This window comes from Helicobacter sp. 23-1048, from assembly GCF_053654545.1.
This window is the reverse complement of sequence record NZ_JBSIUT010000001.1, coordinates 1,284,155-1,298,705: the sequence shown is the minus strand read 5'-3', so window position 1 is coordinate 1,298,705 and position 14,551 is coordinate 1,284,155. Positions and strand designations below refer to the sequence as shown.

Genomic DNA, 14,551 nt, shown 5'->3' with positions numbered 1-14,551 from the left:
CTCCACATTTTTATTATGTTTTTTTAAGTGATAGTGTCCTGTCTTATCCACACAACACTTAAGCAAAACTCTTTGTATAGAATCTAAAATTTTTAAAACTTTTCTACACAAACGATATTTAAACTTGATTATATAATACTAAACTTTTATGATATAATCACGCTAAATTTAAAACAATATAAAATTACAGAAAATATAGCAGGAGAGCGTATGGCAAAGAGTTTATATGAGACATTAGAAGTCCCAGAAAGCGCGAGCGCGGAAGAAATCAAAAAATCTTATCGCAAACTTGCGCGAAAGTATCACCCAGATATTAACAAATCCGCTGGAGCAGAGGAAAAATTCAAAGAGATTAACGCTGCGTATGAGGTGTTAAGCGATGCGCAAAAAAAAGCGCAGTATGATAGGTTTGGTGATTCTATGTTTGGCGGACAGAGTTTCCACGATTTTTCCCGTGCGCAAGGCGGAGGTGTGAATCTCGATGATATTTTGTCGCATATTTTTGGTCAAGGTGGCTTTGGTGCGGGCAAAAGTCAAAACTTTCATTTTGGGAGTGCTGGATTTGGTGGTTTTGGAGGTTTTAGTGGGGCAAGTGGCTTTGAAGAGCCTGATTTGGATATTAGTGATTCTATTACCATTCCCTTTGAGAGTGCGATTGTGGGCGGGAGTTATCACTATGCGCGAAATGGTAAGGACTTCAATATCAAAATTCCGCTTGGAATCCGTGATGGCGAAACGATACGATTAAAAGAAAAGGGATTGACTTCAAAGTCTAGCGTGGGCGATTTGTTGTTGAAAGTTAATGTCGCTTCAAGCGATGAATATGAAATTAGTGGCGATGATTTGCTAAAAGATATTGAAGTGCCATTAAAGATTGCGCTTTTTGGAGGGAAACTCAAAGTTAAGACATTGCAAAAAGAAGTTACACTTACAATCCCACCAAACACAAAAAATGGGCAAAAAATGCGTATTAAGGAGTTGGGATTAAAAAATCGCAAAACACAAAATACAGGGGATTTGTATGTGTGTTTAAAGGTTGTCTTGCCTAAAGTGGAAAATTTAAGCAAGGAATTAGTCGATTTGCTTCAAAGTGAATTACCATAAATAAAGCAGAGTTAGCAATAAACTTAAGGAGAGCAAATGTATAGTTATGATGAACCTGTGTATTTGATTAGTGTGGTGGCAAAAATTTTAGAGATTCACCCACAGACTTTGCGTCAATATGAAAAAGAGGGGCTTATCGAGCCGGGTAGGACAGAGGGCAAAATGCGCCTGTATTCGCAACGCGATATTGATAAGATTAAGACAATTTTGCGCTTAACGCGTGATTTAGGTGTGAATCTCGCAGGCGTAGATATTATTTTGCGTTTAAAAGAGCGACTTGATGAGCTAGATTCTATCATTGATGAGTTTAAAGATGAGCTTGCTAAAAGCCCAAAGGCACAAGATTCCAAAGCGATTAACATTAAGCAAAGCTCTTATGAAATTATCTTGTTTAAAAAATAGACGCGACACATACAATGCAAAATCTTACTACACTTTTGCGTCCGAGCACTTTTGATGATTTTGTAGGGCAGGAGCATATCATTGGGGCAGATACTCCATTGCGTAAAAGCATACAATCTGCCCTAAGTGATGAGAGTTTTGCTCCGCCACATTGCATATTTTTCGGTCCTCCGGGAAGTGGCAAGACTACGATAGCACGCATTATAGCTAAGAGTTTAAGGCGTGAAATTGGATTTTTTAATGCGACAAATTTCAAACTCGAAGAGTTAAAAAAGTTTCTTACACAATATGAAAATTCATTGCTTAAATGCGTGGTGTTTATCGATGAAATTCATCGCTTAAGCAAACCACAGCAAGAATATTTGTTGCCTATAATGGAGGAGGGTAGAAGTTTAATTTTAGGCGCAAGCACAAATAATCCATTTTTCACTCTCACAAACGCCATTCGTTCGCGTTGCTTTTTATTTGAGTTTAAACCACTTGATTACACACAAATGGAGCGTATTTTACACACAGCGTTGCAATCTTTGGGGTTTGTGGAATTGAGCGCAGAACAAAGTAGAGATTCCACAAAGTGCATTGATAAAGAAGCTTGCGAGTATCTTATCACAACGAGCGCAGGCGATGCCCGCGCTATGTTAAATACCTTGCAAGCCTTATCTTTCACGCAAGTAATTAACATAGATTCTATAAAATCCCTGCGTCCGTATGCTCTGCACGATGGGACAAGCGAGCAAGATACGCATTACAATCTTGCTTCCGCGCTTATTAAGTCTATTCGTGGTAGTGATGTCAATGCAAGTGTGTATTATCTCGCGCGCCTTATTGCTGGAGGTGAAGATGCGGAGTTTCTTGCTAGGCGATTAGTAATTTTGGCGAGCGAAGACATTGGCAATGCCAATCCAAATGCGCTTAATATAGCCACTTCCACAATGCTTGCAGTAAGTAAAATAGGCTATCCAGAGGCGCGGATAATCCTTTCTCAATGTGTGATTTACCTCGCAAGTTCTCCAAAATCAAATACTGCATATAAGGCGATAAATACAGCATTAGATATGATAGAATCTGGTGAGATAATTCCTATCGCACCAAATATTTTACCCCACGCAAAAGAGTATCTTTATCCCCACGATTTTGGTGGTTGGGTAGAGCAAAGCTATCTTGCTAAAGATTTACATCTTGTAGAATCTACAAACAAGGGCTTTGAAAAAACACTTAATGAGTGGTTAGAGAAAATTCATAACACAGGACAAAAATGAAAACTTTGCTATGGAATGTATTGCGAGTGTGTGTCATAGGTGGATTACTTATCACTTGTGCGCAAGGTGAGGGCGAGCAACCCACCCAAAACCAACAAGAACAACCAAAACAAGAGCAACCAAATAACGAGCAAGTAACACCAGAGCAGTCAAAAGAGCAACAACCCATACAAGCACAAGTCCAGCAACCAAAGCAAGAGGAAGTGGAGATTGTCTATAAGGAGCAAAAAATTGGTTGGCAAATTGATTTAAAGCAAATGTCAATAAATTTCTCTTCTACTACTTTGCAAAACCAAGATTTGTATGCGATTTCTGCGGATACGCGCTTGCAAGGAGATTCTCAAATTGTCGCACAAGGTATATTGAGTTTAAATGCAGATTATTATACGCGCAACTTTGTGGTGTTTAATTCACTCCTTGCTGAGTATGGACGCACGGTTATTTTCCCAAAAGATTCTAAAACCATTGATAACAAAACGATTGATAGAATCTTACTAAGCTCGGATTATACACAAAGACTATGGGAGATTAATGAGGCGTTTGGCGTGCCAAAGTGGCATTTTGAATTTGGTCCATATAGTAGGCTTTCTTATCAAACAGAATTTGTGCCATCGACAAGTGAGTTAGGCAGGCGACAAATCGTGCGTATCAATGCGGGATTGAAACTTTTTAGCGGGATTGTGCTAAAGGACTTTATGCTTACTGCCTTTGGCGAGAAAGACTTTAACCCAAATATTGCAACACAAAGTTTTGGGTATGAGATTGGACTAAGCCTTGATAAACGACTAAGAAATACCACAAATTTAACCTTTATGCTTAATTTTCGTGATTATTTGCACAATACAACGCAGAGTGAATATAATCCAAAGTATTACTTAGAAACTGAAGTGCGCTACAATCTTAATCTCTATAAAAAACTTAAAATCGCTCCTTTTGCTAAACTTTATGCCTTGCAAGGCAAAAATATGCGCGTAAGTGGGAATAATATAATGATTGGCGTGGTGTTTTCTTATGCACAAATGTTACGCGAAGCACCATTTGAAATCGTAGAAAGAAAAATTAAATAGGGTAAAATTTGAGAATCTTACGCGCTTTTTGCTATGATTAGGAATTTACTTTTTGGAGTGAGCGATGAGACACAAAATTTGGAATCCACACAAAAGAGAGATTGTGCTTAGCAAAGTTGTTTTTATGCTGTGTATTGTGCTAGCTCCGCTAATAGCATTGGGCGATGAATTTACAAAAGAAGATGAGATTCGCGCAATGCAGTATTTAGATGGATTGATACAATCACAAATGCAAGATGAGCAAAGAGAAATAACTTATAACGGCAAACCCACTCCAAAGATTTTTTGCGAGGAGGGTAGAGTTTCTCGCGCTCACGGGCTTAATGTCATATCAAATCGCTTTAATTCTGCAAGTTTTGGCTTTGGTTATATGTGGAATTTGCGAGATGAAAACAAACCCTTACCTCCGAGATTTTTTTCATTTGACATAGGTTCTTTGGGATTACCCAGTGAGTGTGCAAATAGGAAGTTTTTCTTTGGTGTAAGGGCGCGTTATGAGCAAGCACTTGATATTCACGCACCATTAGATTCTGTATTTCGATTGGGTGCAGAGGGATATTATCACCCACAGCTTTTAAATTTCAAAGGACATCAAGCCCTAAGCTTCTCTCTTGGATTTGGCTATCGATTTAAGCACGCAAATTTAGAGAGTGGAAATTATATAGATTTTGGTGCATTGCTTTACCCAAGTTTCCCCGTGCATTTTGCATTGATTTATCGCACAGATTATGCGAAAGATACGCCCACACAGCATTCTTTTAGAATCTCGCTAAAGATTCCTATCAATATACGCTAATCACAGAGCTTAAGCAAAGGGATTTGGCTGGTCGTGAGGAATGTTGATAATCTCAATATTAGGGTGAATTTCTTCTTTTAATTTATTTTCCACGACAAATTTTAGTGTATTTGCGCTTGCTGGACATCCGTGGCACGCACCCTCTAATCTCACATACACTTTAGAATCCTTAATCCCCAAAATGCTAATATCCCCGCCATCAAGGTTTAGCATTGGGCGCACTTTCTCAATAACCACTCTTACGGGAGTTTGTAGTTCCTCATCGCTGAATGGAAAGTCTTGCATTGTTTTCTCCAAATATTAGTCTTTTTTAAAGTAATGGCGATTGCGATAGATTAAAAAAATCATATACACGATTAAGACGCCCGCTATGACAAATTTTTCACCTTCCATAATTTTACACCCCTTATTTTAGAGTTTGGATAATCTTTTCCTCACTTACTTGTGTATTATCAAACTTTACTATCACTACACCTTGTGTGAGATTGCTATACCACTCAATAATGCCATTTAGAGAATCTAACCTTTTGTAGTGCTCTTGTGGATAGCGTGTCATCTCAAAATAGAGATTTTTTTCATTGATTGGATTCTCTAAGAAATATATCATCACAATCCCCCACGCCACACATACAAACGCTGTGGCTATGCTTAAGGTAAGCAAACCAAAATGTTGATATGCCTCTCCAGCACTTATCGCACCAAGTGCAGACCCCACAAATCCCATTGTAGTAAAAAACCCAAGCGCACTTCCCTTTTGGTGAGCTTTAGGATAGCGACTTGTGAGCGTTTGCATAATAGGCTCGTGAATGGAAAATCCTATAAAAAACACAAACACACCTATCACAAACACCCAAAGTGCATTATAATACACGCCGATTCCCAACAAAAGATAAGATAGGGCAAAACATACAATCCCAAAAAGCATTACTTGCTTGAAGTAGCCCTTTTTTTGTGCTAAGATACTGCTTGGACCAAGTGCCAAAAGCCCTAAAATTGCAGCTGGCGCATATATCTCCCACAAATCTTGCTCATTGTAAGAAAACTTAGAATCTAGCGTAAGTGCGACAAGGATAAAGGTGCTAATCATTAAAAACTTTTGCAAAAACGCGCTTAAATTCATCACTTGTAAATTTTTGTTTTTTAATACATCACTAAAAGGCGCATTACTAAAAGAATATCGAATACTTGGTGTGGGAGGGACTTTTAGCACCAAAATACCAAGAGCGATAATGTTTAAAATCGCAGTGAGGAAAAATATGGCATTAAGTCCCAAATATCCTGCTACAAGTGGTCCTAAAATCATCGCTAAGATAAATCCTATAAAGATTCCAGCCCCCATAATCGCCATTGCTTTGGTGCGTTGCTCTTCTCTTGTCAGTTCGGCGATTTGCGCGCTTATCACACTGCCAATCGCCCCTGCTCCTTGTAAAAATCGCCCGACAATAAGCATAGCAATAGAGTCTGAAAACGCACAGATAAGAGAGCCCGCGATAAAAATCAGTAGTCCTACAATAATGATTTTTTTCTTGTCGTATTTGTCGCTTAAGATTCCAAATGGGGTTTGAAAAATAATCTGTGTGATAGCATACCCACCAGCGGCAATGCCTGCCAAAAATGCGCTTGTCTCAAAACTTTTAGTATAAATGCCAATAGCAGGCAATGCGATAAAAAGCCCAAAGAAGCGCAACGATGAAACGAGCGTGAGTGCGAAAATGTCTTTAAACATTGGTGATTCCCTAAAATTTTTTATGATAATATAATCGAGTATGTTAGCAAAAAATAGCAATAAATGAGAATCTTAGGGCAAAATTTATTTTAGGATTTTTTTATATTGCAAAGTGATTTTCTGTAAAAACATTCGATTTCTATGCTAGAATTTCTTAATTAAATAAAATTATTAACAAGGAGTTAATTATGACAAAAATTTCTCACGCAATGACGACACGCAGTCTCCCCCCCCCCCGTAAGCTAATCATCGCTTCTCTTGTGATAGCGATAGTGGGCTTTATCCCATTGCAGGCGGCTCCTAACATTGATGATTTATTTGATGCGAGGGCGAGATTTCAAAATCAAAAGAAAAAAATCAAGCCCAGTGATAAGAATGGCTTTTTTGTTGGTCTGCAAGTTTTATATGGCGACTTTTTATACAACGAAAATCATAAACATAAACAACTCTCAGGCTTAACTGTAACTAATGGTAAAGGAGATCCCATTAGCCATAGAGATAATGGGATAGGATATGGGCTTTTAGCGGGATATAACCATTGGTTTGGACGACATTTTGGCTTAAGGGTCTATAACTCGGTATTTTATAACGATTTTACCTTTGAGAGCAAGGAGTTGAGTTACAACAATCTTTTTACTATACCCGGTGGCAAGAATATAAAAACTTATCAAATCAATTTTAATGCCAATGTCGATGTAATGCTAAATTTCTTTTTCCGCAAGAATTTTACGGCAGGCGTATTTACAGGGGCGAGTGCTGGGATACAGTATTGGAACTCTTCACGCTTAGAAGAAATCTTAGGCGTATATAATGACCTTCAAAATACTTCCGTCAATGGTAACATTGGTGGGTATAATAAAAATAATCAGCGATTAGATGATAGTCGCTTCGGGCTTGATATGGCGATTACTGCGGGCTTAAGGGCGAATACTTATGGCTTTCAGACTTGGGAATTAGGCGTGCGAGTGCCGATATACTCTAGAGCAGTCCTCGATGGCGAGACAGCGACTAATATGCAAGGTGGCGGTATAATGCACGTAATGAATAATGTCATCAAATCAAGACAAGGATGGAATGTTTTTTTGAGGTATATGTTTAATTTTTAGGAATTTAGATACTTCATACTTTGGGCATTTTGCCTTTCAATACGACAAATTTGCATTTGTCATTGCGAGAATCGCGCAAGCGATTCGTGGCAATCTTATATAGACTTCACTCAGTCATATTGTAAATATCCAAAATCTTATTTGTCATACTGAGGCTTCATAGAAGCTAAAGTATCTCTTTTTGTATTATTTTTAGATATTTCGCTTCGCTCAACATATATAAAACAATTTTATTTGCAGCATACATTAAATTTCCTTATAAAAAGGAAATAAATTTAAATTAAAATGCCAAAAGTGTGAAAAACTCTTGCAAAAAAATAATTTTTTTACTACAATTCACACCTTAAAAACATTGCAAAAGTAATGAGTTCTTTGTGCAAAAAGGATAGATATGGAAAAGATTAGATTGAAGTTAAAGGCTTATGACCACAGGGTTTTAGACCGCTCTGTTTCGGCTATTGTCGAGGCAGTTAAGCGCACAGGTTCAGAAATCAAAGGACCTATCCCACTACCGACTAAAAAGAGACGCTATACCGTGCTCAAGTCGCCACATATCAACAAAGATTCACGCGAGCAGTTTGAAATCCGCGTGCATAATCGTATCATTGATATAATATCAGCTACACCTGAGACCGTGGATAGCTTAATGAGTTTGGCACTTGCCCCTGAGGTTGATGTAGAAGTAACTTCAATGGATAAGTAGATTTGATTACATTTATAAAAGGATAGTTGTATGGAGTTTATCGTTGAAAAGATTGGTATGAGTCGCACCATAGGGAGCAAGAGCGAGGCGGTTACACTGCTTCGTGTCCTAAATGCTAAGGTGTGCGAAGTGGGCGAAAATGGTAAAGCCATAGTAGCCTACTCTAAAGGCAAGGGCACAAACAAACCCATAGCGGGAGCACAAAAAAAGTATAACTTAAGTAAAGAATTTAACAAGTTTGCTACACTTGAGTTAGAGGGCGCACAGCAAGGTGATTTGAGCCTTGATGCTTTAGAATCTGCTAAAGCAGTGAAAAGCATATTTTACACCAAAGGGCGTGGATTTAGCGGTGCGATGAAGCGGTGGAATTTTCAAGGTGGTCCTGCGGCGCACGGCTCAAGATTCCATAGACGATTAGGCTCTATTGGGAATCGCGAGTGGCCTGGACGCGTGCAAAAGGGCAAAAAAATGGCTGGGCATTATGGCAATGAGCTTGTGAATGGTAAAAATGTGGTGCTTTCGTTTGATAAGCAAAGTAATATCTTGGTGCTTAAGGGCTCTGTCGCTGGACATAAGGGTGCTTATGGCAGAATCCAAGTGATTTAATTATGGATTTATTAAAAAAGTTAAAATAAAGGTTAGGCAATGAGTAAGGCAATTTTCTTAGATGAGAATCTTAAAAAAAGTAGTGAGGTCGAGCTACCAAAGGCGTATGCCGACATCAACGAGCATAATCTCTATTTGTGTGTTAAGGCGTATGAGGCTTCTATCCGCGCAAATGGTGCATTAGCAAAGACTCGTGGCAATGTAAGTGGCGGTGGCAAAAAGCCTTGGGCGCAAAAAGGTGGCGGTAGAGCGCGCGCAGGGAGTATCACTTCGCCTGTGTTTGTAGGCGGTGGTGTGGCGCACGGACCGAGCAAGCGCAACTATACATTAAAAATCAACAAAAAGCAAAAGCGTTTGGCATTGGAATATGCGCTAGAGAAAAAGGCACAAAATGGAGCTTTATTTATCGTAGATTCTGTATCGGTAAGCAGCGGGAAGACAAAAGATGCTTTTGCTAAGTTTTCAAAGCTTGGTGTGCGAGACGCGCTTTTTGTCGCGCAGTTTAGTGATGAAAAGAGTGCGTTAGCATTTCGTAATTTGCGTGATTGCTTTTTGGTAGATTTTGATGAGCTTAATGCGTATCTTGTGGCGACCTTTCGCTCAGTAGTAATAGAGAAGCAGGCTTTTGAGGCACTCATCGGTAAGGAATCTACACAAAAACAAGACAAAGTAAAGCAAAGCACACAAAAAGAGGAGGCAAAAAAGCCCTCATCTAAGCCAACAAGCACAAAATCCACAAAAAAACCTAAAGAGGCATAAGGAGCGACAATGGCAGATATAACAGATATTAAAGCAATTCTTTATACAGAAAAGTCGCTTTCTATGCAGGAGCGCGGTGTGCTTGTCGTGCAGACAGCTGATGGCGTAAGCAAAAATCAACTTAAAGCTGTTTTTAAAGAATACTTTGGATTCACCCCTATTAGAATCAATTCTTTAAGACAAGAGGGAAAGTCAAAGCGATTTCGTGGAAGAGCTGGCAAAAGAGCTTCTTTTAAGAAATTTTATGTAAAGATTCCAGAGGGCGCAAAAATCGATGCGCTATCAGTATAAGGAGTAACAAATGGCAATTAAAACCTATAAACCATATACGCCATCTCGCAGGTTTATGAGCAACCTTAGCTCAAAAGATATTACCGCTAAACCTAGTGTGCGCGGACTTTTGACAAAATTGCCTGTAAGTGCAGGGCGTAACAACAATGGCAGAATCACGAGCCGACACAAAGAGGGTGGTGCAAAGAAACTCTATAGAATTATTGACTTTAAGCGCAATAAATTTAATATCGAGGGCAAAGTGGTGGCGATTGAATACGACCCATATCGCAACTGCAGAATCGCGCTTGTTTCTTACCCTGATGGCGAGAAGCGATATATTTTACAGCCAAGTGGGCTAAGTGTGGGCAGTGTAGTTATTGCAGCGGAATCTGGGCTAGACATAAAGACAGGCTATGCGATGAAGCTAAAAGCTATCCCCATAGGCACAATCGTGCATAATATCGAAATGCACCCAGGTGCTGGCGGACAGCTCGCTAGAAGTGCAGGAGCAAGTGCGCAGATAATGGGGCGTGAGGGCAAATACATTATCCTAAGAATGCCAAGCGGTGAAATGCGCTATATCTTAGAAGAATGTATGGCGACAATCGGCGTGGTAGGAAATGAAGATTTTATCAACATTTCTATTGGCAAGGCAGGGCGTAATCGTCATTTGGGAGTGCGCCCACAAACTCGTGGTAGTGCGATGAACCCTGTAGATCACCCACACGGCGGTGGAGAGGGCAAGACAGGCTCTAGCGGACACCCTGTTTCACCTTGGGGCACGCCTGCTAAGGGCTTTAAAACTCGCAAGAAAAAAGCGAGCGATAGACTTATTATCTCAAGAAAGAAAAAATAACAAAGGAAGCAACAATGGCAAGGTCGATTAGAAAAGGTCCTTTTATAGATTCTCATTTGGCAAAGAAAGTCGCCAAAAGCAAAGAGGCAAAAGACAATAAACCTATCAAAACTTGGTCGCGCAGGAGCACGATTCTCCCTGATATGATCGGACTAACTTTTAATGTCCATAATGGCAGGGCATTTGTGCCTGTATATATTACAGAAAATCATGTGGGATACAAGCTCGGGGAGTTTGCACCTACACGGACATTCAAGGGGCACAAGGGCAGTGTCCAAAAGAAAATTGGCAAATAAAGATTGATAAGTAGAGGTAGAAAATGAGTAAAGCATTGTTACGAAATATTAGACTTTCTCCAACAAAGGCGCGTTTAGTGGCAAGAGAAGTGCAAGGAATGAACGCAGAGCTTGCGCTTGCAAGTTTGGAATTTACACCTAATAAGGTAGCACGGGTGATTTATAAAGTCATCGCTTCAGCTGTGGCAAATGGAAGCTATGACGCCAAAGAGGTTATTATTACTTCTTGTAGGGTTGATGCAGGTGCGGTTTTACGCCGTTTCACACCTAGAGCGCGTGGTCGAGCCACACCTATTAGAAAGCCAATGTCGCATATTTTTGTAGAAGTTGGGACACAAAAATCTCAAGAAAAACAAAAACAACAAGCAAAAACTAAAAACAATGACAAAGTGGTTTCTAAAGAGACACAACAAAGCACAAAAACTAGCACAACTCAACCTCAAGCGACAAAAACAAGTGCAACAGCTAAACCTAAGACTAAGGAATCTACACAAGTGGAATCTAAGTCAAAAACAACACAAACTAAACCTAAGGCTACAAAGGCAAATGCGCAATCTAGTGTAGATTCTGCAAAGCCAAAACAAACTAAGCCAAAGGCAAACAAAAAAACTGAAGGTGAGGGCAAATAAGTATGGGTCAAAAAGTAAATCCGATTGGGTTAAGATTAGGGATAAACAGAAATTGGGCTTCACGCTGGTTTCCAGCTTTTGATGAAGCACCTTCAAATATTTTAGAAGACCATAAAATTCGTAAATTTTTGAAAAAAGAAATGTATTATGCAGGGGTGAGTGAGATTATCATTGAGCGTGCAGCTGGGAAAGTCCGCGTAACTGTGGTCGCTTCTAAACCCGGACTTATCATTGGTAAGAAGGGTGTAGATATTGAGAAAAACCGAGAAATGCTTAAAAAACTTGTAAGTAAGGAAGTAACTATCAATATAAAAGAAGCAAAACGCCCACAAACAAACTCTCAACTTGCTGCAGAAAATATCGCAACACAATTAGAAAAGCGTGTGGCGTTTAGAAGAGCGATGAAAAAAGTTATGCAATCAGCGATTAAATCAGGCGCAAAGGGCATTAAAGTAAAAGTCTCTGGACGCTTGGCAGGAGCTGAAATGGCTCGCACCGAATGGTATATGGAAGGTCGTGTGCCACTTCATACACTTCGCGCAAAAATCGATTATGGTTTTGCTGAAGCATACACAACTTACGGAATCATAGGTATAAAAGTGTGGATTTTTAAAGGCGAAGTTTTACAAAAGGGAATCCAACAAGAAAGAGATGAGAGAGACGAAAGAGACAATGGAGCAGAAAGAGATTCTCAAAAAAGAACAAAAAGAGGGAGGCAATAAAAAATGTTAATGCCAAAAAAGACAAAATATCGTAAGCAGATGAAGGGGCGCAATCGTGGTAAGGCGATGCGTGGCTCGAGCTTGGCGTATGGAAATATCGGTATCAAGGCATTGGAGCTTGGACGCATTGATTCCCGTCAGATTGAGGCAGCAAGGATTGCCCTTACAAGACATATCAAAAGGGCTGGTAAGGTTTGGATTCGTGTTTTCCCCGATAAGCCACTTACTGCAAAACCACTAGAAGTGAGAATGGGTAAAGGAAAGGGCAGTGTGGAAAAATGGGTTATGAATATCAAGCCGGGTCGTATCATTTATGAAATGACAGGGATTGAGGAGAGTTTGGCACGCGAAGCATTAGCCTTAGCGCAGAGCAAGCTACCATTTAAGACAAAAATTATAACGAGCGAGAGTGAAAATGAAATTTACTGAGTTAAAAGATAAAAGCATTGCTGAGTTGCAAGAATTGTTAAAAGAAAAGAAGTCGTTGCTCTTTGAAAAGAGACTTAAACTAAAGACAATGCAGTTGCCAAATACAAGTGAGCTAAGGGTTGTGCGCAAGGACATTGCTAGGATTAACACCGCCATAGGTGCGAAGCAAGATGTCAAGCAAAATACAAATAAGGATACAAAATGAGTGAAAAACAAGCACATAAAAGGGTGATTGCTGGCAAGGTTGTAAGTAAGGCTGGTGATAAGAGTGTTGTAGTTTTGGTGGAGCGCAAGGTGCTTCACCCAAAGTATAGAAAAATCGTAAAGCGATTCAAAAAATACACTATCCACGATGAGGGCAATAGTGTAAAAGTAGGTGATGTGGTAAGCGCGATTGAATGTAAGCCTATCTCTAAAACAAAGGCATTTAGCTTAAAGGAAATTATCACTAAAGGAGTCGAGCTATGATACAGAGTTTTACACGCTTGAATGTCGCTGACAATAGTGGTGCAAAAGAGATAATGTGTATAAAGGTGCTTGGTGGTAGTCATCGGCGATATGCGAGGGTTGGTGATGTGATTGTGGCTTCGGTAAAAAAAGCTATCCCCAATGGCAAGGTGAAAAAAGGGCAGGTAGTTAAAGCAGTTATCGTGCGCACAAAAAAAGAAATCCACAGAGAAAATGGCTCTCTTGTGCGTTTTGATGAAAATGCGGCAGTGATACTTGATGCCAAGAAAGAACCAATAGGAACGAGAATATTTGGTCCTGTTAGCCGTGAGGTGCGCTACGCAAACTTTATGAAAATTGTTTCACTAGCACCCGAAGTGTTATAAGGAGCGTATAATGGTAAAGTATAAGATTAAAAAGGGCGATACGGTAGAGGTCATCGCTGGCGATGAGCGTGGTAAAAAGGGCAAGGTGTTAAAGGTGATTCCCAAAAAGGCTCAGGTTATCGTTGAGGGATTAAAGATGGTAAAAAAAGCCATTAAACCTACGGAAAAAGAACCAAAGGGTGGATTTATCAATAAGGAAATGCCAATGCACATTTCAAATGTTAAAAAATCAGAAGGGGTTGAATAATGTTTGCATTACGAAAAAAGTATAAAGAGGAAATTGCGCCAAAGCTAAAAGGCGAGCTTTCACTTAGCAATCCTATGCTTGTGCCAAAGTTAGAAAAAATTGTTATTAGTGTCGGTGCTGGCGAACACGCTAAAGATTCTAAGATTATGCAAAATATCGCAGATACCATTTCGCTTATTGCTGGTCAAAAGGCAATTATTACCAAAGCAAAAAAGTCTGTGGCTGGATTTAAAATGCGTGAGGGAATGCCAATGGGTGTTAAAGTTACCCTTAGGGGAAATATGATGTATAACTTCTTAGAGAAGCTTATTGTTATTGCACTTCCTAGGGTGAAAGACTTTCGCGGGATTAAGCGTAGCGGTTTTGATGGACGAGGGAATTTTAGCTTTGGACTTAGCGAACAGCTTATATTCCCAGAAGTCGTGTATGATGATATTATGGTAACGCACGGTATGAACATTAACATCATCACTTCAACCAACAATGATAAGGAGGCATTCAAGTTGTTAGAACTATTTGGTATGCCTTTCTCAAAAGGACGATAAAATGGCAAAAAAATCAATGGTAGCAAAGGCAAAAAGAAAGGCAAAATTTGGTGTGCGTGCTTATACGCGTTGTAAGGTTTGTGGGCGACCGCATTCTGTGTATAGAGACTTTGGACTTTGTCGTGTATGTCTGAGAAAGATGGGCAATGAGGGGTTAATCCCCGGATTGCGTAAAGCAAGCTGGTAAGGAGCA

Annotated in this window: 22 protein-coding genes and 1 pseudogene; 21 read left to right on the top strand and 2 right to left on the bottom strand. The window is 39.6% G+C overall.

Translation table 11 applies throughout. From position 1 onward, the window contains the following. The first annotated feature begins 210 nt into the window (after positions 1 to 210). From ACWIWK_RS06535 to ACWIWK_RS06515, 5 genes are all read left to right on the top strand, one after another. Complete coding sequence (locus ACWIWK_RS06535; protein ID WP_454151922.1) at positions 211 to 1,104, top strand: DnaJ C-terminal domain-containing protein; 894 nt, start codon at positions 211 to 213, stop codon at positions 1,102 to 1,104. Between the two features lie 36 nt (positions 1,105 to 1,140). Continuing rightward, on the top strand, positions 1,141 to 1,506 hold the full coding sequence (locus tag ACWIWK_RS06530; RefSeq protein WP_454151920.1) for a heat shock protein transcriptional repressor HspR: 366 nt from the start codon (positions 1,141 to 1,143) through the stop codon (positions 1,504 to 1,506). A 14-nt stretch (positions 1,507 to 1,520) separates the two neighbouring features. Further along, positions 1,521 to 2,765 (top strand): replication-associated recombination protein A, encoded by a 1,245-nt coding sequence (locus ACWIWK_RS06525; RefSeq protein ID WP_454151918.1) that lies wholly within the window; start codon positions 1,521 to 1,523, stop codon positions 2,763 to 2,765. Continuing rightward, a complete protein-coding gene (locus ACWIWK_RS06520) occupies positions 2,762 to 3,832 on the top strand; it encodes a hypothetical protein (RefSeq protein WP_454151916.1) in 1,071 nt (356 codons plus the stop codon). The genes ACWIWK_RS06525 and ACWIWK_RS06520 overlap by 4 nt, the downstream gene beginning before the upstream one ends. 64 nt (positions 3,833 to 3,896) lie before the next feature. Beyond that, positions 3,897 to 4,628 (top strand): hypothetical protein, encoded by a 732-nt coding sequence (locus ACWIWK_RS06515; protein ID WP_454151914.1) that lies wholly within the window; start codon positions 3,897 to 3,899, stop codon positions 4,626 to 4,628. Between the two features lie 9 nt (positions 4,629 to 4,637). Here the strand turns inward: ACWIWK_RS06515 and ACWIWK_RS06510 are convergent, their stop codons facing one another. Both ACWIWK_RS06510 and ACWIWK_RS06505 read right to left on the bottom strand, forming a co-directional pair. Then, on the bottom strand, positions 4,638 to 4,913 hold the full coding sequence (locus ACWIWK_RS06510) for a NifU family protein (protein WP_454151912.1): 276 nt from the start codon (positions 4,911 to 4,913) through the stop codon (positions 4,638 to 4,640). A gap of 121 nt (positions 4,914 to 5,034) precedes the next feature. Then, positions 5,035 to 6,354, bottom strand: coding sequence for an MFS transporter (locus tag ACWIWK_RS06505; protein ID WP_454151910.1), 1,320 nt, complete (start codon positions 6,352 to 6,354; stop codon positions 5,035 to 5,037). A gap of 188 nt (positions 6,355 to 6,542) precedes the next feature. Here ACWIWK_RS06505 and ACWIWK_RS06500 point away from each other — a divergent pair, with 188 nt between their 5' ends. The 16 genes and pseudogenes from ACWIWK_RS06500 (at position 6,543) to ACWIWK_RS06425 (ending at position 14,545) form a co-directional block, all read left to right on the top strand. Continuing rightward, the gene (locus tag ACWIWK_RS06500; protein WP_454151908.1) at positions 6,543 to 7,460 is read left to right on the top strand and encodes an outer membrane beta-barrel protein; all 918 of its coding nucleotides are present in this window, start codon (positions 6,543 to 6,545) and stop codon (positions 7,458 to 7,460) included. 391 nt (positions 7,461 to 7,851) lie between these two features. Beyond that, a complete protein-coding gene (gene rpsJ / locus ACWIWK_RS06495) occupies positions 7,852 to 8,163 on the top strand; it encodes a 30S ribosomal protein S10 (protein ID WP_454151906.1) in 312 nt (103 codons plus the stop codon). Positions 8,164 to 8,193: 30 nt separating this feature from the next. Beyond that, positions 8,194 to 8,769: a 50S ribosomal protein L3 gene (rplC, locus tag ACWIWK_RS06490; protein ID WP_454151904.1), complete on the top strand. Its 576-nt coding sequence runs from the start codon at positions 8,194 to 8,196 to the stop codon at positions 8,767 to 8,769. A gap of 39 nt (positions 8,770 to 8,808) precedes the next feature. Next, positions 8,809 to 9,405 (top strand): annotated as a pseudogene (rplD, locus tag ACWIWK_RS06485) (50S ribosomal protein L4); the annotation flags it as partial. A 132-nt stretch (positions 9,406 to 9,537) separates the two neighbouring features. Continuing rightward, positions 9,538 to 9,819 (top strand): 50S ribosomal protein L23, encoded by a 282-nt coding sequence (locus ACWIWK_RS06480; protein WP_454151902.1) that lies wholly within the window; start codon positions 9,538 to 9,540, stop codon positions 9,817 to 9,819. 10 nt (positions 9,820 to 9,829) lie between these two features. Next, positions 9,830 to 10,657 carry a 50S ribosomal protein L2 gene (rplB, locus tag ACWIWK_RS06475; protein WP_454151900.1) on the top strand — a complete coding sequence of 276 codons (828 nt, stop codon included), beginning with the start codon at positions 9,830 to 9,832 and terminating at the stop codon, positions 10,655 to 10,657. A 14-nt stretch (positions 10,658 to 10,671) separates the two neighbouring features. After that, on the top strand, positions 10,672 to 10,953 hold the full coding sequence (gene rpsS, locus ACWIWK_RS06470; protein WP_454151898.1) for a 30S ribosomal protein S19: 282 nt from the start codon (positions 10,672 to 10,674) through the stop codon (positions 10,951 to 10,953). A 23-nt stretch (positions 10,954 to 10,976) separates the two neighbouring features. Then, positions 10,977 to 11,582 (top strand): 50S ribosomal protein L22, encoded by a 606-nt coding sequence (gene rplV / locus ACWIWK_RS06465; protein WP_454151896.1) that lies wholly within the window; start codon positions 10,977 to 10,979, stop codon positions 11,580 to 11,582. A gap of 2 nt (positions 11,583 to 11,584) precedes the next feature. Then, complete coding sequence (gene rpsC, locus ACWIWK_RS06460; protein WP_454151894.1) at positions 11,585 to 12,304, top strand: 30S ribosomal protein S3; 720 nt, start codon at positions 11,585 to 11,587, stop codon at positions 12,302 to 12,304. Between the two features lie 3 nt (positions 12,305 to 12,307). After that, complete coding sequence (gene rplP / locus ACWIWK_RS06455; protein WP_454151892.1) at positions 12,308 to 12,733, top strand: 50S ribosomal protein L16; 426 nt, start codon at positions 12,308 to 12,310, stop codon at positions 12,731 to 12,733. Continuing rightward, on the top strand, positions 12,720 to 12,938 hold the full coding sequence (rpmC, locus tag ACWIWK_RS06450) for a 50S ribosomal protein L29 (protein WP_454152042.1): 219 nt from the start codon (positions 12,720 to 12,722) through the stop codon (positions 12,936 to 12,938). The genes rplP and rpmC overlap by 14 nt, the downstream gene beginning before the upstream one ends. Beyond that, positions 12,935 to 13,201 (top strand): 30S ribosomal protein S17, encoded by a 267-nt coding sequence (gene rpsQ, locus ACWIWK_RS06445; protein ID WP_454151891.1) that lies wholly within the window; start codon positions 12,935 to 12,937, stop codon positions 13,199 to 13,201. Before rpmC ends, rpsQ begins: the two co-directional genes overlap by 4 nt. After that, entirely contained in the window at positions 13,198 to 13,566 is a 369-nt protein-coding gene (rplN, locus tag ACWIWK_RS06440) for a 50S ribosomal protein L14 (protein WP_454151889.1), read from the top strand. Before rpsQ ends, rplN begins: the two co-directional genes overlap by 4 nt. A gap of 10 nt (positions 13,567 to 13,576) precedes the next feature. Continuing rightward, the gene (rplX, locus tag ACWIWK_RS06435; RefSeq protein ID WP_454151887.1) at positions 13,577 to 13,813 is read left to right on the top strand and encodes a 50S ribosomal protein L24; all 237 of its coding nucleotides are present in this window, start codon (positions 13,577 to 13,579) and stop codon (positions 13,811 to 13,813) included. Further along, on the top strand, positions 13,813 to 14,358 hold the full coding sequence (gene rplE, locus ACWIWK_RS06430) for a 50S ribosomal protein L5 (protein WP_454151885.1): 546 nt from the start codon (positions 13,813 to 13,815) through the stop codon (positions 14,356 to 14,358). Before rplX ends, rplE begins: the two co-directional genes overlap by 1 nt. Position 14,359: 1 nt before the next feature. Then, entirely contained in the window at positions 14,360 to 14,545 is a 186-nt protein-coding gene (locus ACWIWK_RS06425) for a type Z 30S ribosomal protein S14 (protein WP_454151883.1), read from the top strand. Positions 14,546 to 14,551 lie beyond the last annotated feature (6 nt).

Bases quoted from the DNA above. Each gene is read 5' to 3' on its own strand.
- ACWIWK_RS06535 (WP_454151922.1), top strand. From the start codon at position 211: ATGGCAAAGAGTTTATATGAGACATTAGAAGTCCCAGAAAGCGCGAGC.
- ACWIWK_RS06530 (WP_454151920.1), top strand. From the start codon at position 1,141: ATGTATAGTTATGATGAACCTGTGTATTTGATTAGTGTGGTGGCAAAA.
- ACWIWK_RS06525 (WP_454151918.1), top strand. From the start codon at position 1,521: ATGCAAAATCTTACTACACTTTTGCGTCCGAGCACTTTTGATGATTTT.
- ACWIWK_RS06520 (WP_454151916.1), top strand. From the start codon at position 2,762: ATGAAAACTTTGCTATGGAATGTATTGCGAGTGTGTGTCATAGGTGGA.
- ACWIWK_RS06515 (WP_454151914.1), top strand. From the start codon at position 3,897: ATGAGACACAAAATTTGGAATCCACACAAAAGAGAGATTGTGCTTAGC.
- ACWIWK_RS06510 (WP_454151912.1), bottom strand. From the start codon at position 4,913: ATGCAAGACTTTCCATTCAGCGATGAGGAACTACAAACTCCCGTAAGA.
- ACWIWK_RS06505 (WP_454151910.1), bottom strand. From the start codon at position 6,354: ATGTTTAAAGACATTTTCGCACTCACGCTCGTTTCATCGTTGCGCTTC.
- ACWIWK_RS06500 (WP_454151908.1), top strand. From the start codon at position 6,543: ATGACAAAAATTTCTCACGCAATGACGACACGCAGTCTCCCCCCCCCC.
- rpsJ (WP_454151906.1), top strand. From the start codon at position 7,852: ATGGAAAAGATTAGATTGAAGTTAAAGGCTTATGACCACAGGGTTTTA.
- rplC (WP_454151904.1), top strand. From the start codon at position 8,194: ATGGAGTTTATCGTTGAAAAGATTGGTATGAGTCGCACCATAGGGAGC.
- ACWIWK_RS06480 (WP_454151902.1), top strand. From the start codon at position 9,538: ATGGCAGATATAACAGATATTAAAGCAATTCTTTATACAGAAAAGTCG.
- rplB (WP_454151900.1), top strand. From the start codon at position 9,830: ATGGCAATTAAAACCTATAAACCATATACGCCATCTCGCAGGTTTATG.
- rpsS (WP_454151898.1), top strand. From the start codon at position 10,672: ATGGCAAGGTCGATTAGAAAAGGTCCTTTTATAGATTCTCATTTGGCA.
- rplV (WP_454151896.1), top strand. From the start codon at position 10,977: ATGAGTAAAGCATTGTTACGAAATATTAGACTTTCTCCAACAAAGGCG.
- rpsC (WP_454151894.1), top strand. From the start codon at position 11,585: ATGGGTCAAAAAGTAAATCCGATTGGGTTAAGATTAGGGATAAACAGA.
- rplP (WP_454151892.1), top strand. From the start codon at position 12,308: ATGTTAATGCCAAAAAAGACAAAATATCGTAAGCAGATGAAGGGGCGC.
- rpmC (WP_454152042.1), top strand. From the start codon at position 12,720: ATGAAATTTACTGAGTTAAAAGATAAAAGCATTGCTGAGTTGCAAGAA.
- rpsQ (WP_454151891.1), top strand. From the start codon at position 12,935: ATGAGTGAAAAACAAGCACATAAAAGGGTGATTGCTGGCAAGGTTGTA.
- rplN (WP_454151889.1), top strand. From the start codon at position 13,198: ATGATACAGAGTTTTACACGCTTGAATGTCGCTGACAATAGTGGTGCA.
- rplX (WP_454151887.1), top strand. From the start codon at position 13,577: ATGGTAAAGTATAAGATTAAAAAGGGCGATACGGTAGAGGTCATCGCT.
- rplE (WP_454151885.1), top strand. From the start codon at position 13,813: ATGTTTGCATTACGAAAAAAGTATAAAGAGGAAATTGCGCCAAAGCTA.
- ACWIWK_RS06425 (WP_454151883.1), top strand. From the start codon at position 14,360: ATGGCAAAAAAATCAATGGTAGCAAAGGCAAAAAGAAAGGCAAAATTT.